This window comes from Pseudorhodoferax soli (assembly GCF_003337555.1).
Lineage (GTDB): Bacteria > Pseudomonadota > Gammaproteobacteria > Burkholderiales > Burkholderiaceae_C > Pseudorhodoferax > Pseudorhodoferax soli.
In genome coordinates, this window is the sequence record NZ_QPJK01000015.1 from 115074 (window position 1) to 140223 (window position 25150).

The following is a 25150-nucleotide window of genomic DNA, read 5'->3' on the forward strand; positions in this document are numbered from 1 at the left end:
GGGCGCGACGGTTCTGGCAGCCGGCATCCGAACCGAGAGCCCCCGACAGGAGCCTGGCCGTGCCGCTACTGACCCGCCACCTGCAGCGTTCATCCCTGAGCGCCAACCTGGCTGCCGCCTTCGCCGGCGTGCTGCTGCTCGCCGTCGTCTTGGGCGGGATCGGCATCCATGGCCTGCGAACGGTCGGCAAGGACATCAGGGCGATGTACGAGCAGGACCTGCAGGGCGTCTCCAATGCGCGCGAAGTGCAGTTCCACTACGCGGCCATGGGCCGGCAGCTGCGCCAGGCGCTGCTCACGACCCGGCAGGAAACCTATGCCCTGGCGGTCAGGAGCCTGGAGCAGGAGCACGTCGAGCTCATGCGGGCGGTGGAAGACCTGCGCGGCCGCATCGTTCGCGAAGACAACCGGCTGAACCTGGCGAGCTTCGAGCAGAGCTATGCCATCTACCGCCAGAACGTGGCGCAGGTGCTGGAGCAGGCGCGTGCGGGGGGCCTGGAGGAGGCCCGCAAGCGCGTGTCCAGCCCCGAGTTCGGCGTCATCGGCGATGCCGTTGCGCAGGCCATGGAAGCGGTGGCCTCTTCCAAGGAGCACAGCGCCCGCGAAACCCTGCGCGGGGTGCAGGCGCTGGCCCGGCGCACCGAGATCTGGGTGATGGCGCTGCTGGTCTTCGGCGGTCTCATCTGCCTGTTGTTCGTCTGGGTCATCGCGCGTTCCATCCGCATTCCGGCGGTCGAGCTGCGCTCGGCGGTCGAGCGCATCGCGGCCGGCGATCTGGACCAGGAGGTGCCGCACACCGGTTTCCAGAACGACCTGGGTGGCCTGGCCCGCGCGGTGGCGGTGCTGCAGACGGCGGCGAGCGAGCTGGCGGAGCAGCGATGGGTCAAGACGCATGCCGCGACCTTCTCCGCGGAACTGCAGTCGGCAGGCTCGTTCGTGGAGCTGGCGCAGAAGTTCTTCAGCGTGGCCGCGCCGCTGCTCGGCATCGGCCACGGCGTGCTGTACATCCACGAGAAGCAGCACCGGCGGTTGCGCCTGCTGACGGGCTTTGCGCACCGGGAGCGCAAGACGCTGGAGCAGTACATCGACTTCGGGCAGGGTCTCGTCGGCCAGTGTGCGATGGAGGGCACGCCGATCACCCTGACGGAGCCGCCGCCCGACTATGTGCGGATCGGCTCCGCGCTCGGCGATGCGGTCCCCAGGGCGATCAGCGTGTTGCCGCTGTGCCGCGGCGACCGGCTGCTCGGCGTGCTGGAGATTGCCACGCTGGAGCCGACCACACGCGCGCGCCAGGCCCTGCTCGATGCCGCCTTGCCGGTGCTGGCGGGCAACCTAGAGATCCTGGAGCGCAGCGTCGCCACGCAACGCTTGCTGGAGGAGACGCAGGCACAGGCCGAGACGCTGGAGCGGCAGGCCCGCGAGCTGGAAACCCAGAAGGACGCCATCCAGGCCACCGAGACCTGGTTCCGCAGCATCATCGAATCGGCACCCGACGGCATGCTGGTGCTGGACCAGCACGGCGAGATCATCCTCAGCAACCCGGAGCTCGACCGGATGTTCGGCTATGCCAACGGCGAGCTGGTGGGGCGCAAGATCGAGGTGCTGGTGCCGCTGTCGGTGCGCGGCCACCACGTCGCCCTGCGCTCGGGCTTTGCGCGGGACAGCAAGGCCCGGCTCATGGGTGCGGGCGACAGCCGGCTGTTCGGACTGCGCAAGGACGGTTCGGAGTTCCCGATCGAGGTCGGGCTGGCGCGCCTGCCCGACGTGGGCGGGCGCGGCGAGTGTGTGGGCGCCTCGGTGCGCGATGTGACCGAGCGGCGCCGGGCCGAGGACGAGGTGCGGCGCGCACGGGAACTGGCCGAGGACGCGACGCGGGCCAAGAGCGAGTTCCTGGCCAACATGAGCCACGAGATCCGCACGCCGATGAACGCCATCATCGGCATGACGCACCTGGCCCTGCAGACCGAACTGGACAAGAAGCAGCGCAACTACATGGAGAAGGTCCACCGGGCCGCGGAGAACCTGCTCGGCATCATCAACGACATCCTGGACTTCTCCAAGATCGAGGCCGGCAAGATGGCGATGGAGCGGGTGGACTTCCGGCTCGAGGACGTGCTCGACCATGTGGCCAACCTGATCGGCATGAAGGCCGAAGACCGCGGCCTGGAGCTGCTCTTCAACTGCTCGGCCGACGTTCCCACGGCGCTGGTGGGCGACCCGCTTCGCCTCGGCCAGATCCTGCTCAACCTGTGCAGCAACGCGGTGAAGTTCACAGAGCAGGGCGACATCGTGCTGGGGGTCGAAGCGGTAGAGCAGCAAGCCGATGCGGTCGAGCTGCACTTCTGGGTGAAGGACTCGGGCATCGGCATGACGCCGGAGCAATGCGCGCGCCTGTTCCAGTCCTTCAGCCAGGCCGACACCTCGACCACGCGCAAGTACGGCGGCACCGGCCTGGGGCTGGCCATCTCGCGCACGCTGGTGGAGCTGATGGAAGGCCGCATCTGGGTGGAAAGCACGCCGGGTGCGGGCTCGACCTTCCATTTCCACGCGCGCTTCGCCATGCAGGCCGAGCCGGCACCGCGGCGCATGTTCCGCGCGGACGAACTGCAGGGCGTGCGGGCCCTGGTGGTGGACGACAACGCCGCGGCGCGCGAGATCCTCTCCACCATGGCGCGGCGCTTCGGCCTGGAGGTGGACGTGGCGCGCGACGGCCCCGAAGGCCTGCGGCTGGTGGAGGCGGCGCTGCAGCGGCAGCTGGCCTACGACCTGGTGCTCATGGACTGGAAGATGCCCGTGATGGATGGCGTCGAGGCGGTGCGGCGCATGCAGTCGCTGGACGTGCCAGCCACGCAGGCCGTGATCATGGTGACCGCCTTCGGGCGCGATGAAGCCATGACGGCGATCGAGCACCACGGCGCGCGCATCGATGCCGTGCTGACCAAGCCCATCACGCCATCGACCCTGCTGGAGGCCATCGGCCAGGCGCTGGGCCGAGGCCAGGTGCAGCCGGGCCGCGAGGAGGCCCGCGCGGTCGGGAACCAGGAGCACCGGCAACAGCTGCGCGGCGCGCGCGTGCTGCTGGTGGACGACAACGACCTGAACCAGGAACTGGCGCAGGAGCTGCTGACGCAGGCGGGCATCGACGTCGTCGTCGCCAGCAACGGCCAGGAGGCGCTGGACATCCTGGCCCGCGACCCGGCATTCGACGGCGTGCTCATGGACTGCCAGATGCCGGTCATGGACGGCTACGAGGCCACGCGCCATCTGCGCGCCCAGCCGCAGTTCCGCGCGCTGCCCATCATTGCGATGACGGCCAACGCCATGGCGGGCGACCGCGAGAAGGTGCTTGCCGCAGGCATGGTGGACCACATCGCCAAACCCTTGAACGTGGACGCCATGTTCGCCTGCATGGCGCGCTGGATCCATCCCCGCGCGCAGCCGGCCGAGCCGCCGCGCCCGCCCACCGCCGATGGCCCCGCCCGGATGCTGGCCGTGCTGCCGGCGCTGCCTGGCCTCGACCAGGCCAAGGGGCTGGCCATCACGCAGAACAACGGCGCGCTCTACCGCCGCCTGCTGGCCCGGTTCGCGGCAGGACAGCAAGGGTTCGCGCAGGCCTTCGCGCAGTCCCTGCAGGACAGCGACCCGGTGGCGGCCACGCGCTGCGCGCACACGCTGCGCGGCTCGGCCGGCAACATCGGCGCCCACGCCGTGGCGCAGGCGGCTGCAGCGCTCGAACTGGCCTGCAGGGACGGCGCTGCGCCGGAGCGCATCGACGCCTTGCTGGCCGAGACGCTGCAGGCGCTCGATCCGCTGGTCGCCGCGATCCAGGCCATGCAGGCCGGCGCAGCCGACGTGCCGCGCATGCCGGGCTCGCAGGGACCGCACACCGCCCCCGGACCGGAGGTCGATGCCATGTTGCAGCGCCTGCGCCGGCTGCTGCAGCAGAACGACGGCGAGGCCGGCGACCTGCTGGACGAGGTGGTGGCACGGCTGGCGGCCCAGGGGCATCCGCTGGCCGGGCGCCTGGCGCCCGTGGTCCGTGCGATCGAGAACATCGACTTCGACAATGCCCTGGAGCGCCTGGACGCCTTGCAGGCAGCGACGCTGCCATGAGCGGCGGGCCGTGCACCGTCTTGCGGACGCTGGGCGGCCTGGCGCTGCTGGCCGTCGTGCTGCAGGTGCAGGCCCGCGACCTCGCGGAGATCCGCCGCAGCGGCGAGCTGCGGCTGTGCGTCGCGGGCTCCAGCGCAGCCTACTACCAGGTCAACGGCGAGGACTTCGCGCGCGCCATGGGGCTGGGCGTGCGCACGACGGTGTTGAGCAGCTGGGACGAGCAGTTCCACAACGCCCAGGGCGTGACCGTGCAGGAGGCCAGCTACGAGGCCGCGCTCCTGGCCAATGGCCGCTGCGACCTCTACCCGAACGACCTGCACATGGTCGATTGGCGCAAGACCAAGATGCTGCTGGTCCCCTATTTCCTGACGCGCAGCGTCGTCGTGGCCCGGCCCGAGCTGCGCGGCGTGCTGCGCGAGCCCGCGGATCTGGCCGGCCGCGCGGCCGCGGTGCAGGCGGGCACCACCTACGAGGCCTGGCTGCGCGCGTTCAATGCAACGCTGCCGCAGGACAAGGCCATCGCCATGCAGAACGCGCCCACGGCGCAGAGCCTGCGCCGCGTCGCGGAGCGGCGTGCGGACTTCACCGTGCTGGCCGCGGAATCGGCCTTCAAGGCGGTGCGCGACGACCTGGAGCACCTCGACCTGTTGTTCACCGTCGGCGACGCGACCGAGGTGGGTTGGGGCATGGGCGTCGACGCGCACGATCTGCAGGCTGCGCTGGCACGGTACTTCGCGGACAGCCAGCGCGTCGGCTCGCGGCTGGACCTCTCCTGGCGCAAGTTCTACGGCGTGTCCCTGACGGAATACCGGCTGTTCTCCGCCCCGTTCGATCGGCGCGGGCAGCTGATGACGCTGTGGTCGACATGGGGCCTGCCGCTGCTGGCGGGCTGCGTCGGGGTGTTCGGTGCCATGCTGTTCTGGGCGGGGCGGTTGCGCCGCGAGGTGCTGCGCCACCGTGAGGCCGCGGTGGCATTGCACGAGAGCCAGCAGCAGATGTCGCACGAAGCACAGCGGCGCAGCGCGGTGTCCGACCTGCTGCTCGCGCTGCAGCAGGCGCGCACGCCGGAGGCCTTCGGCCAGGCCGTCCTGCGTGAACTGGGCCGGCAGGCGCCGGTGGGGCAGGCCCTCTTCGCCACGGTCGACCGCACCGGCCAGGCTGTCGCCAGGGCCCACTACGCGGGGGCCGGCGCGACTCCGGCGCAGACCCTGGTGGAGATGCCCAGCACGGCCGTCCTCGTGGACCGCTGCATTGCCACGGGCCAACCGGTGCTGGTGGAGCAGCCGGGGCCGGACTATCTGCGCATCCGGTCCGGCCTGGGCCACGGAACGCCGGCAGCCATCGTCGTGCTGCCGGTGCTGGATTCCGGCCGCGTCACGGCGGTCATCGAAGTCGCCATGGTGCAGGCCATGACGGCGCCGCTGTGGCAGTTGCTCGAAGCCTTCCAGCCGATCGTGGCGGTGAGCCTGGCGCGCTTTGCGCCCGACGCACCACTACCGGACCACGAAGGTGGCGACGCCATGGCGGCCACGGTACTGACAGAGGCCTTGCCATGAACCCTCTCGCTCCTCCCCCCGCCCGCGCGCCAGGCGCCGGTGCCCGCTGCCTGGTCGTGGACGACCACGAAGCCATGCGCCGCATCACCGTGAACCAGCTGCGCCAGCTGGGCGTGGAGCAGGTCCAGACGGCCAAGAACGGCGCGGAGGCGCTGCGGCTCATGAAGAGCCACCGCTTCGACGTCGTGCTGTCGGACTGGAACATGCCCGTCATGTCCGGCATCGAACTGCTCGAGGCCATCCGGGCCGACAAGCAGCTCTTCGCCACACCCTTCATCCTCGTCACCGCCGAAGCGGAGCGCGGCGGCGTCGAGCACGCCATCGCCTGCGGCGTGACCTCGCTGCTGCTCAAGCCCTATGTGCCGCGGCAGCTCATGGCCCGGCTCGAACGGGCGCTGGCCGCCAAGCCGCGGGCGCCGCAGCCCGCGCATGCGGCGCCCGGGGCCGCTACCGTGCAGGCCGCTGCGCCGACCGGCGCTGCCGCCGCGCCGCCCGAGCACGACCCGCGCCCCAGCATCCTCATCGTCGACGACACCGCGGACAACCTGGTGCTGCTGTCCCAGCTGTTCAAGGGCGAGTTCCGCGTGCGGCTGGCGCAGACCGGCAGCAAGGCGCTGGAGTTCGCCACCTCGGACGAGCCGCCGGACCTGGTGCTGCTGGACATCATGATGCCCGGCATGGACGGCTTCGAGGTCGCGCGGGCCATGCGCGAGCATCCCGTCGCGCAGGGGATTCCCATCATCTTCATCACCGCCATGGCGTCGGCCGACGCGCGGCTGCAGGGCCTGGACCTGGGGGCCGTGGACTTCATCACCAAGCCCATCGATCCGGCCACGCTCAAGCCGCGCATCCGCAACTTCATGCGCTACGTGCAGCTGCGCAAGGACCTGCAGGTGGAGTTCGACGCCATGGTCGAGACGGCGCAGCTGCGCGAGGACGTCGAACGCATGACCCGGCACGACGTGAAGGCGCCGCTGGCCGGCGCCCTCGGGCTGATCCAGGCGGTGCTGGAGGACGACTCCCTGGCGCGCCGCCAGACGGAGCATCTTCGGCTAGCCGAGAAGAGCGTCATGCAGGCACTCAACCTGATCAATCTTTCCTCCGAGCTCTACCGGATCGAGAACGGCAGTTTCAAGCTGCACGCCGAGCCGGTCCGCATCGGCGACGTGCTCAGGCGCATCGCGGAGATGGACCGCGTGGCCTTTGCAGCCAAGGGCCTGGCCATCTCGGTGGACACCGACTTGCCCGTCGGCGAGGACGTGCCGCTGGCCTCGGGAGACGCCACGCTGTGCTACTCGGTGTTCCAGAACCTGGTCAAGAACGCCTGCGAGGCGGCGCCGCAGGGCACGAAGGTCTCGATCCAGCTGCTGGACCAGACGCCGTTGCGGGTCGACATCCAGAACGTCGGCGTGGTCCCTGCCGCGATCCGCGAGCGCTTCTTCGAGAAATACGTCACCGCCGGCAAGCGCGGTGGCAGCGGCATCGGCACCTACTCCGCGCGGCTGCTGGCGCAGGCCCAACGCGGCGACATTGGCCTGGAGGTGTCCGATGCGCAGAACTGGACGCGGGTGTCGGTGACCTTGCCGCGCCACGGCGGTCCGTCGTAGGGAAGGTATCGCCGCACCAACGGCACCGCCGCTTCGCGGAACAGCGTGTCCAGCCCTGCAGGGTCCGCCCCGGCCGCAGGGAGCGGGCGCAGGTCCGCAGCGCATGGGCTACGCCAGCCGCGCGCACTTTGCTCACCCAGCGTTCACCGCCGAAACGCAATCCACCCCGTCCAGAACAAGCTGGAGAAGAACCGCTCTTCCCGCCCGAACCCCGTCGCGTGCAGCAGCGCCAACGAGGCCTGCTCGTCCACCGGCGGGTCTGCGCCCTGCAGGATCTTCGCAAGCTTGGCCTGCACCTCGTCCGGCCCCGCGCCGGCCATGCGCCAGCGCTGCGCCCAGGCCTTGAGCAGCAAGGGGCGGCTGGCATAACGGTGTGTGTTGCCCGCCAGGATCAGCGGCGCACCCGGTGGCAGCCGCTGCGCGACGGCCTGGAGGATCTCGCGCTTGGCGGCATCGCCGGGCAGGTGGTGCAGCACACCGACCAGGGTGGCCGCGTCGAAGGTCTGCGCCGCCGGCAGATCCTGCACGGTGCCGAGCACCGCTTCGGTCTGCGCATCCAGCCCCAGCCCGCGCAGCCGCGCCATCGCCTGGTCCAGCATCTGCGGCGACGGGTCCACGGCCGTGAAGCGCCAACCCGGCTGCAGGGCCGCGATGCTCTGCACCTCCTGCGCCGTGCCGCCGGCACCGACCACGAGCACATGGCAGGGCGCGGGCTGCGCCTGCTCGGCGTCCAGCGCGGCCGCCAGCAGGCAGGCCGCCAGCGCATGGCAGGCCTCGTAGCCGGCCAACGCGATGCGGCTCTGGCGTTCGTACTCCGCGGCGCGTTCCGCATCGAATTTGGCTGCTGCCTCTTGCATGAAAACCTCCTCATGCAAAGCTTAGGTCAGCCTCAGCACCTCCGGCATCTCGGTTGCAGAGCCCGCGCCTCGCGTGCCGCGCAGGCGGTGCGCGCGCCGAACCACCCATTCGAGCCATAATAAAAGCTCAAAGGAGCCCACCATGTCCACGCCAAGAGCCAAATCCGTTACTCCGAAGCGTGAGATGAGCACGCCGACGGCTCACGCGCAGGACACAGTGCGGGCCAAGCCCGCCGCGCGCGGACGCATCGGCCGGACGGTCAAGCTGAAGGCTGCCGCCAGTGCTTCGGTCTGGGTGTCGAAAAGCCGCACGGTCAACATCCGGAATGCGGACTACCTGAGCCTGTTCAAGGAAGATCCGCTGGCGCAGGTTGGCTTGGTCAAGCAAGGCGTGGCGCCGATGGTGATCGACGGGCTCGCAGGCGGCATGAAGGTGTCGAAGGACAAGCTTCTCGCCACGCTCGGCCTGCGCCGCGAGACCATCCGGCGCAGGGCGAAGGCAAACGAATCCCTTTCCATCGAGGAATCATCGCGGGTGCTGGGCATCGGCCGTCTCATCGGCCAGGTGCAGGCCATCGTGGAGACATCCGGAAATCCGGATGGCTTCGATGCGGCAGCATGGGTCGGCGCGTGGCTCGACCGCCCGCTCCCGGCGCTGGGCGGCCAGCGTCCCGCTGAACTGATGGACACGGCCGAGGGCCAGGCCGTCGTCGCCAGCATGATCCTGCGTTCGCAAAGCGGTGCCTTTGCATGACGATGTCGCTGTGGCGTATCGCCACCGACACGCCGGACTACACCGCCGACGACCTCACGGGCAAGGGTGCAGAGATCACGGGCGGCCGCTGGAACCGCGCTGGAACGCCAGTGGTCTATGCGGCGACGAACATTGCGCTGGCGACCCTCGAAACGCTGGTCCACTTCAACACGACCGACCTTCCGCTCAACCGCATCCTCGTTCGGCTGGATGTGCCGGATGACATCTGGGTAGTGCGAACAATCCTTACGCGGCACACGGCGAAAGTGGGCTGGAACGTTTCTCCGGCGGGCAAGGTGTCCTTGGATGCCGGCGATGCCTGGCTCGACAGCGTCGCTACGGTGCTGATGGAGGTGCCATCGGCGATCGTGCCCGAAGAGGCGAATGTCCTCCTCAACCCACGGCATCCGGGCATCGCACAGATCAGCGCCGTGCGCACCCGGCTCTTTCTCTACGACACCCGCTTGCCCATGACAGGCGGGCTCGCCCCGGCGAGACGCAAGAAGTAACGGCCCGCACGATCCTGCGTGCCCGCGCAGGCCGCACGCCGTAGTGCCGCCGGCGCCGCCTTACGCCATCCGCCGCGCCGCCTCCACGCACACGGCCTCGCGCCGCATCAGCATCCCCTGCGCCATCTCTCTCACCGCCGCGACCGTGCCCGCATCCGCCACGCGGGGATGCCCGCTGTCGAAGGGTGGTGCCGGGTCGTACTCCAGCATCAGCTGTAGGCGCTTGGCCACGTCTTCGCCGCGCAGCAGGTCGAGCAGCACGAAGGCGAAGTCCAGGCCCGAGGTGACGCCGGCGCCGGTCACGCGGTTGCGGTCGATCACCACGCGCTCGGGCACCACCTGCACGGGGAACAGGCGCAGGAAATCCAGCGACAGCCAATGGCAGGTGGCCTCGTAGCCGTCGAGCAGGCCGGCTGCCGCCAGCAGCAGCGAACCCGTGCAGACCGAGGTGACCCACTGCGCGCCCTGTGCCTGCTGGCGCAGGAAGGCCGCCAGTTCGGCGTCGGCCATCAGCTCGTTCTGGCCGGGGCCGCCGGGCACCACGATCACGTCGAGCTGGGGCGCGTCGGAGAACGACAGCGTGGGCGTGACGATGAGGCCGGTGTCGCACTTCACGGGCTTGCAATCCTTCCAGACCAGGTGGCAGACGCTGTTGGGCGTGCGCGCCAGCACCTCGAAGGGGCCGAGGGCGTCGAGCGAGGTCATGCCCTCGAAGACGAGCACGCCGATCTGCAACGGTTGGGTTTTGTTCATGGTTGGCTTCCGGCGCCGCGCAGGCGCGTGGGGGAGAGGGCTTCAGCACGCACGCCGCAGCGCGCGATGTGGTCGGGCATGGGCGCGCCGGTGAGCTGTGCTGCCGCCAGTTCTGACACCGCAGCCGCGGTCTGGATGCCGTAGCCGCCCTGGGCGGCCAGCCAGAAAAAGCCGGGCGCCTCCGTGTCCGCGCCGACCACCAGGTCGCCATCCGGCACGAAGGAGCGCAGGCCGGCCCAGGTGTGCCTGGGGCGACGAATCTGCAGCGTGGTCATCTCCTCGATGCAGTGGATGCCGGTGGCCACATCGATCTCTTCGGGCTGCACGTCTTGCGGGTCGACCGGGTCGGCGTTGGCGGGCGAGCCCAGCAGCTGGCCGGCGTCGGGCTTGAAGTAGTAGCGCTCGTCCACGGCGATCACGGTGGGCCAGCCGGCGATGGCAGCACCGGCCGGCGCCTCGAAGGTGAAGGCGGTGCGGCGCCTGGGCTGCAGGCCGATGGGCGCCACGCCGCTGCGCTGTGCCACCACGTCGGCCCAGGCGCCGGCGGCGTTGACGAGGGTGGCGGCCGTGCAGGTGCGGCCGTCTGCCAGGTGCACCGCCCAGCGGCCGCCCTGCCGCGTGGCCTGGGCGAACTCGGCGTCGTGCAGGCTCAGGCCGCCGCGGGCACGGTAGCCGCGCAGGTAGCCCTGGTGCAGCGCGTGCACGTCCATGTCCATCGCGTCGCGCTCGTGGACGGCGCCGCAGACCATGTCTTCGCGCAGCACCGGGCAGAGCGCCAGCACCTCGCGCACCGACAGGCGTTCGACGCCGGAGGAAGACGCGCGCAAGACCTCGAAGGCCTCGGCCAGTTCCCGCTCCTGCCCGGGTTTCGCCACATGCATGCAGCCGCGCGGCGTGAGGATGGGATGCTCGGTGAAGCCGGCCGGCGGTGATGCGTAGAAGGCACGGCTGGCACGTGTCAGCGCGCGCACCATGGGCGTGCCATAGGTCTCCATGAACATGGCGGCGGAGCGGCCGGTGGCGTGGTAGCCGGGCTGCGCTTCGCGCTCCAGCAAACCCACGCGCCCATGCGGTGCGAGATGCCAGGCCACGGACGCGCCCGCGATGCCTGCGCCCACCACCAGATATTCGAACTCCATGGCCGGTTCCTCTTCGGTCGTCTCTTTCATGGCACGACGGCCTGCGCGCCGGGCGGCTCCACCGCGGCCTTGGCCCGCGGCCGCGCGGGCCGGCGCCACAGCCCCGCCACGCTGCCGACGATGCCGCCGCGGAAGGCCAGCACCACCACGCAGAACACCAGGCCCTGCGCCACGGTCACCCAGTCCTGCAGCTCCGACATGTAGGTCTGCATGCTGATGAGGGCCAGCGCGCCGACGATGGGGCCGACGATGGTGCCAAGGCCGCCCACCAGCGTCATCAGCAGCAGTTCGCCCGACATGTGCCAGCCCACGTCGGTCAGCGTGGCGATCTGCACGGCGATCGCCTTGGTGGCGCCGGCCAGCCCGGTGATGGCGGCCGAGAACACGAACATCGACCACTTGACGCGGTTGGCGTTGTAGCCGAGCGAGATGGCACGCGGCTCGCTGTCGCGCACGGCCGCCACGATGCGCCCGTACGGCGAGTGCACCAGCCGCGCCACCATCAGCAGCGCGGCGCCGCAGACCGCCAGCACGAAGAAGTAGACCGCCACGTCGCTCTTCAGGTCCCACACGCCGAAGGCCACGCCGCGCGGGATGTCCTGGATGCCGTCTTCACCACCGGTGAACGGCGCCTGCAGGCAAAAGAAATAGACCATCTGCGCCAGCGCCAGCGTGGACATCGCGAAGTAGATGCCCTGCAGCCGGATGGCGATGAGGCCGACCACGGCGCCCAGCGCGGCCGACACCAGCGTGGCCCCGAGGATGGCCCATTCGGGCGCGAAGCCCCAGGCCTTGGCCAGGTGCCCGGCCACGTAGGCCGCGAAGCCGAAGAACATGGCATGGCCGAACGACAGCACGCCCATGTAGCCCAGCAGCAGGTTCACCGCGCTGGCGGCCACCGCGAAGCACAGCACCTTGACCAGGAACACCGGGTACATGACGAACGGTGCCGCGGCCAGCGCCGCCAGCGCCACCGCCAGCAGTGCCCAGCGGAGCGGCGCGCGCAGCTTGGGAAGGCGGCTGGGCCGCGTGTCCAGCGCGGCGCTGGCGTGCTGCGTGATGACACCCTTGCCGAACAGCCCGGCCGGCTTGATGAGCAGCACCGCGGCCATGACGATGAAGACCACCGTGTCCGACAGCGGCGGGTAGTAGTAGCGCACCAGGCCTTCGGTCAGCCCCAGCAGGTAGCCGGTGATGATGGCGCCCTTGATGGAGCCCATGCCGCCGATCACCACCACCGCGAAGATGATGACGATGAGGTTGGAGCCCATCGTCGGGCTCACGTTGTAGATGGGCGCGGCGAACACGCCGGCCAGCCCTGCCAGGCCCACGCCGAAGCCGTAGACCAGCGTGACCATGCGCGGCACGTTGATGCCGAAGCTGCGCACCAGGTCCGGCCGCTCGATAGCGGCGCGCAGGTAAGCGCCCAGCCGTGTCTTCTCGACGGCGTACCAGGTGGCGAGGCACACCAGCAATGAGGCGAACAGCGCCCACAGCCGGTAATACGGCAGGTAGCCCAGCCCGGTGCGCAGGCCGCCCGGCATCGGGTTCGCATAAGGCAGGCCGGCGGAGCCGAAGGCCTTGCGGTACAGGCCCTCGACGATGAGCGTGATGCCGAAGGTCAGCAGCAGGCCGTAGACGTGGTCCAGGTGGTAGAGCCGGCGCACGAACAGCCGCTCGAGCACGATGCCCGAGATGCCCACGATCAGCGGCGCCAGCAGCAGCGCCCACCCATACGGAATGCCGCCCCACTGCAGCAGCATCCAGGCGGTGAACGCGCCCATCATGTACTGCGCGCCGTGCGCGAAGTTCACCACGTTGAGCAGGCCGAAGATGATGGCCAGGCCCAGGCTCATCATGGCGTAGAAGGAGCCGTTGATCAGGCCCAGCAGCAGCTGGCCGAACAGCGCGGGCGAGAGGATCCCCAGCGATTCAAGCATGTCCCATCCCCAGGTAGGCTTCGACGCGGCCAGCGTCCCGGTGCATGTCGCCCTTCGTCAGCATGTCGACCACGCGGCCGGTCTCCATGACGACGTGGCGATCGGCCAGCTCGGTGGCGAAGCGCAGGTTCTGCTCCACCAGCAGGATGGTGAAGCCGCGGCGCTTGAGTTCCAGCACGGTGCGCGCGATGAGCTTGACGATCACGGGCGCCAGGCCCTCGCTGGGTTCGTCCAGCAGCAGGGTCTTGGCGCCGGTGCGCAGGATGCGGCCGATGGCCAGCATCTGCTGCTCGCCACCCGAAAGCTTGGTGCCCTGGCTGGTGCTGCGTTCGCGCAGGTTGGGGAACAGCGCGTAGACCTCGTCGAGCGAGAGCCCGCCTGCGCGCAGCACGGGCGGCAGCAGCAGGTTCTCGCGCACGCTGAGCTGCGAGAAGATGCCGCGCTCTTCGGGGCAGTAGGCCATGCCCAGTCTGGCGATCTGCTCGGGCAGGCAGCGCGCGATGGGCTGGCCTTCGAAGGCGATGCTGCCGGTTTTCTCGGCGATGAAGCCCATCAGGCACTTGAGCGTGGTGGACTTGCCGGCGCCGTTGCGGCCCAGCAGCGTGACGACTTCGCCGCGCGCCATCGTGAAGCTGACGCCGTCGAGCACCTGGTTGCCGGCGTAGCCTGCGCTGAGATTGCGCACGTCCAGGACGGTGGTGGAGGTTTCCATGGTCAGTGCCCGATGTAGGCTTCGAGCACGCGGGAATCGGCCGCCACTTCCGCGTAGCTGCCTTCGGCCAGCACCTCGCCGCGGCACAGCACGGTGACGGTGTCCGACAGCCGCTCGACCACCTTCAGGTTGTGCTCCACCATCACGATGGTCCTGGTGCCGGCCTGCGCGGCGATGAGGTCGGCCACGCGGTGCACGTCCTCGGTGCCCAGGCCGGCCATGGGTTCGTCCAGCAGCACGAGATCGGGTTCCAGCGCGAAGGTGGTGGCCAGCTCCAGCGCGCGCTTGCGGCCATAGGGCAGTTCGCCGGCGGCCGTGTCGGCCCACTCGCTGAGGCCGAACTGGCGCAGCAGCGCGTGCACCTTGTCGTCCAGGGCGGAAAGGCAGGCGGTGGAGCGCCAGAACACCTTCTGCAGGCCCGAGAGGCGCTGCAGCGGCACGCAGACGTTCTGCGCCACCGTCAGGTGCGGGAACACGGCCGAGATCTGGAACGAGCGCACCACGCCCTGGCGCGCCAGCTGCGCGGGCGGCGTGCGCGTGACATCCTCGCCGCGGTAGACGATGCGGCCGGCATCGGGCTCCAGGAAGCGCGTGAGCAGGTTGAACAGCGTGCTCTTGCCCGCGCCGTTGGGGCCGATGACCGAGTGCACCGTGTTGCGCTGCACCGTGATGTCCACGTTCTTCACGGCCGTGAAACCCGAGAAGCTGCGCGTGAGGCCGCGCGCGGTGAGGATGGCGGCCGCGCCACCGATGGCAGGCTCGTTCATCTCGGCGCGCTCACTTCGCCTTCGCGGCAGCGCTGGCCAGCAGCGGGCAGTCGCTCTGGGCCAGCGGGATGTAGGCCTCGTCCGCGGGGATCACGGCGGAGATCTTGTAGTAGTCCCATGCGGCCTTGGATTCGGCCTTGGACTTCACCGTGACCAGCAGGAAATCGTGCGCCAGCTTGCCGTCGTCGCGCAGCGTGGCGTTCCTGGCGTACATGTCGTTCACCGGCGTGCTGCGCATCTTCTCGGCCACGGCGTCGGTGGCGTCGCTCTTGGTGGCCAGCACGGCCTTCAGGTAATGCGTGGTGGCCGAGTACATGCCGGCCTGCGACTCGGTGGGCATGGCCTTGTGCCGCTCGAAGAAGCGGCGGGCGAAGGCGCGGGTGTTGTCGTTGCGGTCCCAGTACCAGGCGGACGTGCCCGACAGGCCCTGCATCACGTCGATGCCGGCCGCGTGCACATCGGTGATGGACAGCAGCAGCGAGACGGGCCGCTGCTTGCCTTCCTGCATGCCGAACTCCTTCCATTGCTTCATCGCGTTCACCAGTTGCGCGCCCGCGTTGGCGAAGGCCACCACCTTGGCGTTGGAGGCCTGTGCCTGCAGCAGGAACGCGCTGTAGTCCGAGGTGCCCATGGGGTGGAAGATCTCGCCCACGGCCTTGCCGCCATTGGCGCCGATGAAGTTCTTGGCCTCCTGCACCATGTTCTTGCCGAACGCGAAATCGGCGGCCACGAAGTACCAGGTGTCCAGGCCGGCCTTCGTCAACGTGCGGGCCGGGCCGGACACCAGCGCATAGGAGTCGTGCACCCACGAGAAGCCTGTCCTGGCGCACTGCTTGCCGGTCAGCTCGGTGGTGCCGACGATGCCGTACAGCGCGATCTTGTTCTTCTCTTTGATGACGGACTGCACGCCCAGCGCCACGGCGGAGTTGGCGATGTCGAGCACGGCGTCGACCTTGTCCACGTCGAACCAGCGCTTGACGATGGTCAGGCCCACGTCGGGCTTGTTCTGGTGGTCGGCCACCAGCACCTCGACCTTGGTGTCGCCCAGTTGCGCCTTCATGTCTTCCACCGCCATGCGCACCGCGAGCGCGGAGCCCGGGCCCGTCAGCGCAGCGTAAGGGCCGGACTGGTCGTTGATGACCCCCAGTTTGACGACACCGTCCGAGATCTGTGCGAAGGCTGGCAGCGCTGCGAGCAACGCTGCCGCGAGGATGCAGCTGCGGGTGACGGGTTTCATGGGGGCTTCCTTCATCGAGGGTGGAGGGGGGAGGTCAGGCCATGGAGGCGAGGCGGCGGGCCGCCTGCGCGATCTGCGGTTCGACGACATCGCGCAGCCAGGCGGCAGGCACCGCACGCGCACGGGCGACGCGCTCGGCGCCGGCCTTCTCGGGCGAGCCGCTGTCCAGCGGCGGCTGGGGGTCGTATTCCAGGCCCAGCTGGATCATGCGTGCGGCTTCCTCTCCTGCCAGTTCGGTGGCCAGGGTGAAAGCGAAATCGATGCCAGAGGTGACGCCCCCGCCAGAGAGGCGGTTGCGGTCGCGCACCACGCGCGCCGCCACCGGCTCGGCGCCGAACTGCGTCAGGTAGTGCCGCCACATCCAGTGGCAGGTCGACCGGTAGCCCTGCAGCAGCCCGGCCGCGCCCAGCAGCAGCGAGCCGTTGCAGACGGAGGTGACATAGCGCGCGCTGGCGCCCTGGTCCCGCAGGAAGGCCATGGTCTCGGCGTCATTGAGTTGCTCGACCACGCCGGCGCCACCGGGCACACAAAGCACGTCGAACTGCGGGCTGTCGGCGAAGGTGGTGGTCGGGTTGAGGCTGAAGCCCACGTCCGTCATCAAGGGCTCGCGGGCCTTCCACGCCAGGTGCACCGTGGCGCCGGGCACGCGGCTGAGCACCTGCGCCGGGCCGGTGAGATCGAGCTGCGTGACCTTGGGAAAGACCAGGAATCCGATGTGCAGAGGGTTTGTCATGAAGCTGTTGTAAGGGTCCGATCGATGGGCCATTGTTGAAGTCGCAGCCCTTGGCGTAAATGACAAACGCAAGCTAATATCCGCCAGATGTCCAAGCCGCTGAACGTCGCCATCCTGGCCTTCCCGCGCTGCCAAGTGCTGGACGTGACAGGCCCGGCGATGGTGTTCGAAGCCGGCAACGACGCGCTGGGCAAGGCCCACTACAAGGTCCACATCCTCTCGGCCGAGGGCGGCGCCGTGCAGACCAGCAGCGCCGTGGCCATGCTCACCAGATCGGTGAAGGAGCTGCCGCCCTCCTCCGTCGACACCTTGCTGATCGCCGGCGGCGACGACTCCGGCCTGCAGACACTGGTGGCCGACGAGGCGGTGCGCAAGTGGGCCGTCAAGGCCAGCAAGGGCGCGCGGCGCTACGGCTCCATCTGCACCGGCACCTTCGCGCTGGCGCACTTCGGGCTGCTGGATGGCAAGCGCGTGGCCACGCACTGGTCGGCCTGCGGCACGCTGGCCGAGCGCTGCCCCGATGTGGCCGTCGACACCAACGCGCTGTTCGTCAACGACGGCCGGCTGTGGACATCCGCTGGCGTGACCACCGGCATCGACATGAGCCTGGAGATGGTGGCCGCGGACCTGGGCAACGCGGTGGCGCACGTGATCGCCAAGCGCCTGGTGCTCTACGCGCGCCGGCCCGGCTACCAGTCGCAGTTCAGCCCGGTGCTGAACGCGCAGTCGCATGCCGATGCGCCGTTCGCAGAGCTCATCCACTGGATGCGCGAGAACCTGGCGCTGCGGCTCGACGTGCCGCTGCTGGCCGAGAAGGTGGCGATGTCCGAGCGGACCTTCCTGCGCAAGTTCACCGCCAGCACGGGCGAGACGCCCGCGCACTTCGTCGAGACGCTGCGGCTGGACCAGACGCGCAACCTCCTGGCGGCCGGCATGTCGTTGAAGGAGATCGCGGCGCGCACCGGCTACAGCACCGGCGCGCAGTTGTCCAAGGCGTTCGACCGGCGTTTCGGCATGACGCCGCTGCTGTTCCGCGAGCTGCATTGCCGCGGCCAGGCGGCGTAGCGCGTACCGCTGCCATCGGGCCTGCACTCTCCGCGCAGGCCACGCGCTCCCGTGGCGGAATTCGACGCAAGATTGACCGTCGCGCAGGTCGCCGCTTCACAAGAATGTCCCGGCGCAGTCATGGATGGAAGGTAGCTCCAAAAGAACTGCCTGTTCGTGGCTGCTGCCATCCCCATCCAAAGGATATCCGCCATGAAGCGTGCAAGCTCCCGTCTTCCCTACCGCACCACGTGCATGACATTGGCCGCCATCACGTTGGCGGCTTGCGGTGGCGGTGACGGCCCCACCCGGCCTGCCGCCGATGCCACTGCCGAAAAGGCTTGCGCCGCCTTGGCGGGCAAGACCGTGGCGGCTGCTGCGGTCACCGCTGCCACCACCGTCGCTGCGACGGCCGCCGATCCCCTGTACTGCAAGGTCAGCGCCACCATCGCGCCGCAGCTGCACCTCGAACTGCGCTTGCCGCAGCGGTGGAACGGCAAGCTCTATTACGAAGGCGGTGGCGGCTACAACGGCGCGATCCCGCCGCTCATGGGCCCGGCCCTCAAGGCGCTGCAGCAGGGCTACGCCACTGTCAACAGCGACTCCGGCCACACGGGCGAAGGGCTGTCTGCCGCATTCGCGTTGAACGACCCGCTGGCGGCCTCGCTGTTCGGCTCCGCGGCGGTGCCGGCGGTGCTGTCGTCCGCCCGGGAGATGGTGCTGGCGGCGTATGGCCAACCGCCCGAGAAGGCCTACTTCGAAGGCTGCTCGGAAGGCGGGCGCGAAGCGCTGATGGCTGCCCAGCGCAACCCCGGCCTGTTCGACGGGATCATCGCGCGCGCGCCCGGCCACAACTGGACGGGCTTCATGGGGCACTGGAACCGCAACGCCAAGGCGGTGGCGGCGCCGGGCGGCCAGTTCTCTGCCGCGAAGCTGGGGCTGCTGGCCCAGGCCGTGCGCAGCGCCTGCGATGCCAACGACGGCATCGCCGATGGCATCGTCTCCAACCCGCAAGCCTGCAGCTTCGACCCCGCGGCGCTGCGCTGCGCCGGCGGCGCGGACACTGGCGACACCTGCCTGTCGGACGCGCAACTGGCGGTGGTGCAGTCGCGCACCTCGCCGGCTTCGTTCGCCGACGGCGCCTACACCAGCGCGCCGCTGGCACTCAGTGGCCAGGAAGACGATCTCTTCGCCGGCTGGGAGATGTGGGTCACTGGCGCCGGCAACGTGCGCAACGCACTGCACTTCCTGTTCCAGGACACCACGGTCAAGCACTACCTGGCCCGCGATCCAGCGCAGGATTCACTGGCCTATGCCTTCGAGTCGAATCCAGCGGCGCTGCAGAACCTCTCCGCACTCAACGATGCGACGGATGCCGACCTGCGCCCCTTCAAGAACAGCCGCGCCAAGCTGATCCTCTGGCACGGCGGCAGCGATCCCTCGCTGAGCCCGCAGGCCACGACGGACTACTACCGGGCCGTCACCGCGGCAGTGGGCGGCCAGGCCGAGGTGGACACGTTCGCGCGCTACTACATCGCCCCAGGCGTGGGCCACTGCGAAGGCGGCCCGGGCGCAGACCAGAGCGACCTGCTCGGCCCGCTCGACGCCTGGGTGACGGCTGGCGCCGCACCGGGCACCCTCAGCGCGGCGAAGGTGGCCAATGGCATGGTCCAGGCCAGCCGCCCGCTGTGCCGCTTTCCGCAGTATCCGCGCTACACCGGACCGGCGAACGACGCTGCCGCGGCGGCGCTGGCCGCGAACTACACCTGCACCATGCCCTGAGGGGCAGCGGCCGGCCGACGGCGATCCTGCAGAATGAAGCGGCGATCCACCCCACCAGCCGCCCCGGCGCCGGAGAACCCATGGCCACCCCCGAAACGATCGAAGTGGAAACGCGTCGGCACCAGATGTTCCCGGTGCTCGATGCGGCCGATGCAGCGCGTGTGCGCCGCTTCGGCGAACTGCGGCACTACCCGCGCGGCAGCTGCCTGTTCCGCGCTGGCGAGCCCGGGCCCGGCCTGTACCTGGTGCTGGCGGGCAAGGTGGCCATCACGCAGCGCGACGGCCTGGGCCACGTGACGCCGGTGGCCGTGCAGGGGCCGGGCCAGTTCCTGGCGGAGGTCGGCACGCTGTCGGGCCAGCCGGCGCTGGTCGATGGCCATGCCGACGAGGACGTGGAGGCGCTGCTGGTGCCACCGGAGCAGTTGCGCGCCCTGATCGTGGCCGAGGCCGACCTGGGTGAGCGCATGGTGCGGGCGCTGATCCTGCGCCGCGTGGCGCTGATCGACGCAGGGGCCAGCGGCCCGGTGCTGATGGGCCCGCCCGATTCCGCAGACCTGGTGCGGCTGCAGAACTTCCTGCGCCGCAACGGCCAGCCCTACCACGTGGTGGATGCGTCCACCGACCCCGATGCCGCGACGCTGCTGGAGCAGTACGGCGAGGCCAGCCTGGTGGTGGCCTGCCCCAATGGCGCAGTGCTGGTCAACCCGAGCGAAGACGCGCTGGCGCGCTGCATCGGCATGGTGGACACCGCAGAACATGCCGACCTGTTCGACGTGATCGTGGTGGGCGCCGGCCCGGCCGGGCTGGCGACGGCCGTCTACGCCGCATCGGAGGGGCTGCGCGTGATCGTGCTGGACTGCCGCAGCTACGGCGGCCAGGCCGGCGCCAGCGCGCGCATCGAGAACTACCTGGGCTTTCCCACCGGCATTTCCGGTGGCGCGCTGGCCGGGCGGGCCTATGTGCAGGCGCAGAAGTTCGGTGCCGAGATGATGATCCCGGCCAAGGCGGTGTCGCTGGACTGCAGCGGCACGCACACCGGCGAGGGGCTGCGCGTGGGGCTGGCCGACGGCCGGCAACTGCGCGCGCGCACCGTGGTGGTGGCCAGCGGCGCGCGCTACCGCCGTCCGCAGGTGCCGCGGCTGTCGGAGTTCGAGGGCCGCGGCGTGTGGTACTGGGCCTCGGCCATCGAGGCGCGCATGTGCTCCATGCAGGAGGTGGCGCTGGTCGGCGGGGGCAACTCGGCCGGGCAGGCCGCGGTGTTCCTCTCGCAGCACGCAGCGCTGGTCAACATCCTGGTACGCGGGCCTTCGCTGGCGGCCAGCATGTCGCGCTACCTGATCGACCGCATCGAGGCTTCGCCCAACATCGTGCTGCGCCCGCACACCGAGCTGGTCAGCCTGCACGGCGAACCCGCCACCGGGCTGGAAGGCGCGACCTGGCGCGACGCGCGCACCGGCGGCCAGCACGATTGCCCGGCGCGCAACCTGTTCCTGTTCGTCGGTGCCGAGCCCGAGGCCGACTGGCTGCAAGGATGCGGTGTGGCGGTGGACCGCCACGGCTTCGTGCAGACCGGAGACGATGCGCAGGCCAAGGGTGCGCTGGAGACCAGCGTGCCGGGCGTGTTCGCGGTGGGCGACGTGCGCTCCGGCTCGGTCAAGCGCGTGGGCGGCGCCATCGGCGAAGGTGCGGCGGCGGTGGCGCAGATCCATGCGCACCTGGCGCAGGTGTCGGCGACGGCCTGAGCAGCACCGCGCTCCGACCTCGCTCCTACAGCGCTCCGACAGCGCTCCGACAGCGCTCCGACAGCGCTCAAGCTGCGAGCTTGTCCTGCCGCGTGATGACCTGGCCACTGCGTGCGCCCGTGTGCACGCCGTGCTGCCAGGTGACGGTGCCGTTGACGACCACGGCATCGATGCCCTCGGCCGGCCGCGTCGGCGTCTCGTAGTTGGCGGCGTCGCGGATGGTGGCCGCATCGAAGACCACGATGTCGGCATGTTGGCCCACCTGCAGCGTGCCACGGCCCTGCAGGCCGAAGTTGCGCGCGGTGAGACCGCTCATCTTCCACACCGCGGTCTCGAGCGGGAACAGGCCGATGTCGCGGCTGTAGTGCCCCAGCACGCGCGGGAAGGTGCCCCACAGGCGCGGGTGCGGCTTGTCGCCCAGCGGGATGCCGTCGGAGCCGATCATGGTCTCGTCGAAGGCCAGCACGCGCTGCACGTCGCCCTCGTCCATCATGAAGTAGATGGCGCTGCCGGGTTGCAGCCGGCGCGCGGCTTCTTCCCTGGGCACGCCCCATTCGGCGGCGATGTCGGCCAGGTCGCGCCCGGCACATTCGGGGTGCGGCTCGCTGCTGGCGATCAGCACGCGGTTGTCCAGCATGCCGCGGTCGGTGCGGATCATGGTGGAGCCGGCCGTGTAGGGATAGCAGTCGAGCGCCACGCACTGGTGGCGCATGGTCTCGCGGATCAGCGGCAGCGTGGCCCTGGTCTTGCCGAAGTTGGGGGTGTGCATGGCCTTGTGGTGCGACAGCACCACGGGCACACCCAGCGCGCGGCCGATGGCGAAGGACTCTTGCAGTGCTTCGATGATCCGGTCGGCCTCGTCGCGCATGTGCGTCACGTACACCGCGCCACGCGCGCTCAGCGGACGGCCCACTTCGATGATCTCGTCGGTGGTCGCGTGCGTGGCGGTGGCGTAGAAGGTGCCGGTGGACAGGCCGATGGCGCCGGCTGCCATCGCCTCTTCGACATGGGCGCGCATGGCGGCGATCTCGGTGGCGCTGGCCGGCCGGTCGAGCTGGTCCATGGTCACGCCGCGCAGCGTCGAATGGCCGACCATCGCGGCCACGTTCACCGAGGACGGCGTGGCGCGCAGTGCGTCGAGGTACGCGGCGAAGCTGGTGAAGCGGCCCTGCGGCGGCGCGTCGATCAGGTTCAGCGGCATCGGCAGGTCCATGCCGTCGCGCAGCGGCGCCGCGCTGACGCCGCAGTTGCCGGTGACCACCGTTGTCACGCCCTGCGAGACCTTGAAGGGCATGGCCGGCTGGGAGAGCACGGCCTGGTCGTCGTGCGTGTGCGAATCGATGAAGCCCGGTGCGACGATGCGGCCGGCGGCGTGGAGCACCGTGTCGGCGGCCGCGGCAGACAGTTCACCGATGGCCGCGATGCGCCCCTTCCGCACGCCGATGTCGGCCGCGAAGCGCGGGCGCCTGGTGCCGTCGATCACCGTGCCGCCGCGGATCAGCAGGTCGAAGTGGGTGGGGTTCATGTGCAGCCGGCCCTTGCAAGAAAGCTGCGATTGTGAAAAGCGGGTGGTCTGGCGTAAATGACAAACGCACGGTCATTTCCGCCAGCAAGGCACGGTCCCCACGCCCTCAGATACAACCATAAAACAGCGCAATGTCTGTTACACACTTGCATCGTTTTCGTACCTAATTTGGCATCTGGTTACGTAAGATCGCTGGCCCGACTACCACTTTTCCCCGGGAGGGAGAACATGTTTGCAAACCAACTCCGCGCGCTGTGGCGCGTGCTGTGCATGGCCCTGTGCCTGGCACTGCTGCCTGCGGCCTGGGCTGGCCAGGTCAGCTACAACGGCCTGTATGTCTTCGGCGACAGCCTGTCGGACACCGGCAACGACTACATCGTCAGCGGCAGCATGGGCATGACGCCCGCCATTCCCCCTTCGGCCACGCCCTATGCCACCTATTGGCAGGGCCGCTTCAGCAACGGGCCCGTGGCGGCCGAGTACCTGTGGCGCCTGATGGCGCGCAGGAACAACGCCGAGCTCTCGCCCTCGGTGACCGACCCCACGCTGAGCACCAAGCCGGCGCTGAGCTTCGCCTTCGGCGGCTCGGCCTCGGGCATTTCCACGCCCACGCCCATGGGCTTCACGGTGCCTGGCCTGCTGGGCCAGGTTGGACAGTTCACGACCGCGCTGAACGGCCGCAAGGCGCCCAGCACGGCGCTCTACATGGTCTGGAGCGGCTCGAACGACTACCTGCAGATGCTGACGAGCGACCCGTACACGGTAGTGGCCAACGTCACCACCGCGATCCGCGGCCTGTACGTGGCCGGCGCCCGCGACTTCATCGTGCCCAACCTGGCCGACATGGGCATCACGCCGTTCGCCACGTCGCAGGGGCTGGGCCCGCAGTTCACCGCGCTGAGCAAGCAGCACAACGCGCTGCTCAAGACCGCGCTGGCCAACCTGGGCCGCGAGCTGCGCGGCGTGCGCATCGTGACGGTGGACGTCTACAAGCTGGGCGCCACGCTGCTGTCCACCGGTCTCATCATCGACGACGTGCCGGCCGCCGAATTCCTGGCGCCGGGCAAGGGCGCGGCCACCTGCCTGTTCACCAACCCGGCCACCTGCGTGGACGTGACCCAGCCGGCCTTCATGCCGCCCTTCCTGTTCTGGGACGCCATGCACCCGACCACGCAGGTGCATGGCGTGATCGGCACGGCCATGTTCGCCGCGCTGCTGACGCAGCGCTGAGCCACTACACCCTTTCCAGCACCGTCGCGATGCCCTGCCCGCCACCGATGCACTGCGTGGCCAGGGCGTAACGCCCCTTCTCGCGCGCCAGCAGCGCCGCCGCCTTGCCGGTGATGCGCGCGCCGGTGGCGCCCAGCGGGTGGCCGATGGCGAGGCCGCCACCGTCGAGGTTGACGGTCTCCATCGCCAGGCCCAGGTCGCGGATGCAGGCGAGCGCCTGCGACGAGAAGGCCTCGTTGATCTCCACCACATCCAGATCGGCGACCGTGAGCCCGGCGCGCGCCAGCGCCTTGCGTGTGGCCGGGACCGGGCCGATGCCCATGATGGCCGGGTCCACGCCCACCGTGGCGAAGCTGCGCACGCGCGCCAGCGGCGCCAGGCCATGGCGCTCGGCGAACGCGTCGCTGGTCACCAGCACCACGGCGGCGCCGTCGGTCAGCGGCGAGGCGGTGCCGGCCGTCACCACGCCATCGGGCCGGAACGCGGGCTTGAGCCCGGCCAGCGCCTCGGCCGAGGTGGCAGGGCGGATGCAGCCATCGGCATCGACGACCTCGCCATCCGGTAGCCGGATGGGCACGATCTCGGCGGCCAGCCGGCCCAGCTCGCGCGCGGCGGCGGCCTTGCGGTGCGATTGCACGGCCAGCGCCTCCTGGTCGGCGCGGCCCACGTTCCAGCGCTGCGCCACGTTCTCGGCCGTCTCGCCCATGGAGATGTAGGCGTCGGTGGTGGCCTGCAGCGCCGGGTGCGGCGAGAAGTTGAAGCCGCCCTGCGGCACCATGCTCATGGACTCCACGCCCACGCACAGGAAGGCTTCGCCCATGCCGGCCTCGATCTGCGCGGCGGCGATGTGCACGGCCTGCATGGACGAGCCGCAGAAGCGGTTCACCGTCATGCCGCCGACTTCGTGCGGCAGGCCGGCCAGCAGGCCGACGATGCGCGCGAGGTTGTTGCCCTGCGCGGCCTCGGGGTAGGCACAGCCGAGGATGATGTCCTCCAGCAGTGCGGGATCGAGGCCGGTGCGGCGCAGCAGGTCCTGCACCACGGCCGCGGCCAGCGTGTCGGGCCGCACCTCGGCCAGGCGGCCCTTGCGGGCGAAGTGGAAGGGCGAACGCGCGTAGGCGCTGATGAGGGCTTTCATGGGGGGCTCCTGG

19 protein-coding genes are annotated in these 25150 nt (G+C 69.9%); 9 read left to right on the top strand and 10 right to left on the bottom strand.

What is annotated here, in order from left to right; all coding sequences use genetic code 11:
* Positions 1–59 precede the first annotated feature (59 nt).
* The 3 genes from DES41_RS35240 to DES41_RS35250 are packed head-to-tail and all read left to right on the top strand — an operon-like array spanning position 60 to position 7275.
* A complete protein-coding gene (locus DES41_RS35240) occupies positions 60–4112 on the top strand; it encodes a response regulator (protein ID WP_114472346.1) in 4053 nt (1350 codons plus the stop codon).
* Positions 4109–5668, top strand: a complete 1560-nt coding sequence (locus DES41_RS35245; protein ID WP_114472347.1) for a GAF domain-containing protein — start codon at positions 4109–4111, stop codon at positions 5666–5668. The genes DES41_RS35240 and DES41_RS35245 overlap by 4 nt, the downstream gene beginning before the upstream one ends.
* The gene (locus DES41_RS35250; RefSeq protein ID WP_114472348.1) at positions 5665–7275 is read left to right on the top strand and encodes an ATP-binding response regulator; all 1611 of its coding nucleotides are present in this window, start codon (positions 5665–5667) and stop codon (positions 7273–7275) included. The genes DES41_RS35245 and DES41_RS35250 overlap by 4 nt, the downstream gene beginning before the upstream one ends.
* Positions 7276–7418: 143 nt before the next feature.
* Here the strand turns inward: DES41_RS35250 and DES41_RS35255 are convergent, their stop codons facing one another.
* Entirely contained in the window at positions 7419–8132 is a 714-nt protein-coding gene (locus DES41_RS35255) for an SAM-dependent methyltransferase (RefSeq protein WP_114472349.1), read from the bottom strand.
* A 142-nt stretch (positions 8133–8274) separates the two neighbouring features.
* Between DES41_RS35255 and DES41_RS39470 the strand changes: the two genes are divergently transcribed.
* Positions 8275–8886 (top strand): antitoxin Xre/MbcA/ParS toxin-binding domain-containing protein, encoded by a 612-nt coding sequence (locus DES41_RS39470; protein WP_245966026.1) that lies wholly within the window; start codon positions 8275–8277, stop codon positions 8884–8886.
* Positions 8883–9395: an RES family NAD+ phosphorylase gene (locus tag DES41_RS35265; protein ID WP_114472350.1), complete on the top strand. Its 513-nt coding sequence runs from the start codon at positions 8883–8885 to the stop codon at positions 9393–9395. The genes DES41_RS39470 and DES41_RS35265 overlap by 4 nt, the downstream gene beginning before the upstream one ends.
* Positions 9396–9455: 60 nt before the next feature.
* Here DES41_RS35265 and DES41_RS35270 read toward each other — a convergent pair whose 3' ends face one another.
* Genes DES41_RS35270 through DES41_RS35300 form a run of 7 tightly spaced genes read right to left on the bottom strand, consistent with a single transcriptional unit; the run spans position 9456 to position 16676 of the window.
* Positions 9456–10148, bottom strand: coding sequence for a DJ-1/PfpI family protein (locus DES41_RS35270; protein WP_114472351.1), 693 nt, complete (start codon positions 10146–10148; stop codon positions 9456–9458).
* Positions 10145–11317, bottom strand: a complete 1173-nt coding sequence (locus DES41_RS35275; protein WP_281277264.1) for an NAD(P)/FAD-dependent oxidoreductase — start codon at positions 11315–11317, stop codon at positions 10145–10147. Before DES41_RS35275 ends, DES41_RS35270 begins: the two co-directional genes overlap by 4 nt.
* A complete protein-coding gene (locus DES41_RS35280; protein WP_114472352.1) occupies positions 11314–13227 on the bottom strand; it encodes an ABC transporter permease in 1914 nt (637 codons plus the stop codon). The genes DES41_RS35275 and DES41_RS35280 overlap by 4 nt, the downstream gene beginning before the upstream one ends.
* Positions 13220–13939, bottom strand: a complete 720-nt coding sequence (locus DES41_RS35285; RefSeq protein WP_114472353.1) for an ABC transporter ATP-binding protein — start codon at positions 13937–13939, stop codon at positions 13220–13222. Before DES41_RS35285 ends, DES41_RS35280 begins: the two co-directional genes overlap by 8 nt.
* A gap of 2 nt (positions 13940–13941) precedes the next feature.
* Complete coding sequence (locus tag DES41_RS35290; RefSeq protein ID WP_114472354.1) at positions 13942–14706, bottom strand: ABC transporter ATP-binding protein; 765 nt, start codon at positions 14704–14706, stop codon at positions 13942–13944.
* Between the two features lie 10 nt (positions 14707–14716).
* Positions 14717–15943 carry an ABC transporter substrate-binding protein gene (locus tag DES41_RS35295; RefSeq protein WP_114472355.1) on the bottom strand — a complete coding sequence of 409 codons (1227 nt, stop codon included), beginning with the start codon at positions 15941–15943 and terminating at the stop codon, positions 14717–14719.
* 34 nt (positions 15944–15977) lie between these two features.
* Positions 15978–16676 (bottom strand): DJ-1/PfpI family protein, encoded by a 699-nt coding sequence (locus tag DES41_RS35300; RefSeq protein WP_114472356.1) that lies wholly within the window; start codon positions 16674–16676, stop codon positions 15978–15980.
* An 87-nt stretch (positions 16677–16763) separates the two neighbouring features.
* Between DES41_RS35300 and DES41_RS35305 the strand changes: the two genes are divergently transcribed.
* From DES41_RS35305 to DES41_RS35315, 3 genes are all read left to right on the top strand, one after another.
* Complete coding sequence (locus DES41_RS35305; RefSeq protein ID WP_114472357.1) at positions 16764–17741, top strand: GlxA family transcriptional regulator; 978 nt, start codon at positions 16764–16766, stop codon at positions 17739–17741.
* A gap of 192 nt (positions 17742–17933) precedes the next feature.
* The gene (locus DES41_RS35310) at positions 17934–19502 is read left to right on the top strand and encodes a DUF6351 family protein (protein ID WP_114472358.1); all 1569 of its coding nucleotides are present in this window, start codon (positions 17934–17936) and stop codon (positions 19500–19502) included.
* An 80-nt stretch (positions 19503–19582) separates the two neighbouring features.
* Positions 19583–21244 carry an FAD-dependent oxidoreductase gene (locus tag DES41_RS35315; RefSeq protein ID WP_114472359.1) on the top strand — a complete coding sequence of 554 codons (1662 nt, stop codon included), beginning with the start codon at positions 19583–19585 and terminating at the stop codon, positions 21242–21244.
* Positions 21245–21311: 67 nt separating this feature from the next.
* On the opposite strand, the gene DES41_RS35320 is transcribed toward DES41_RS35315, so the two are convergent.
* Complete coding sequence (locus DES41_RS35320) at positions 21312–22769, bottom strand: N-acyl-D-amino-acid deacylase family protein (protein ID WP_114472360.1); 1458 nt, start codon at positions 22767–22769, stop codon at positions 21312–21314.
* 228 nt (positions 22770–22997) lie between these two features.
* Between DES41_RS35320 and DES41_RS35325 the strand changes: the two genes are divergently transcribed.
* A complete protein-coding gene (locus tag DES41_RS35325) occupies positions 22998–23999 on the top strand; it encodes an SGNH/GDSL hydrolase family protein (protein ID WP_170168394.1) in 1002 nt (333 codons plus the stop codon).
* A 4-nt stretch (positions 24000–24003) separates the two neighbouring features.
* On the opposite strand, the gene DES41_RS35330 is transcribed toward DES41_RS35325, so the two are convergent.
* A complete protein-coding gene (locus tag DES41_RS35330) occupies positions 24004–25137 on the bottom strand; it encodes a thiolase family protein (RefSeq protein WP_114472362.1) in 1134 nt (377 codons plus the stop codon).
* Between the last annotated feature and the right edge of the window lie 13 nt (positions 25138–25150).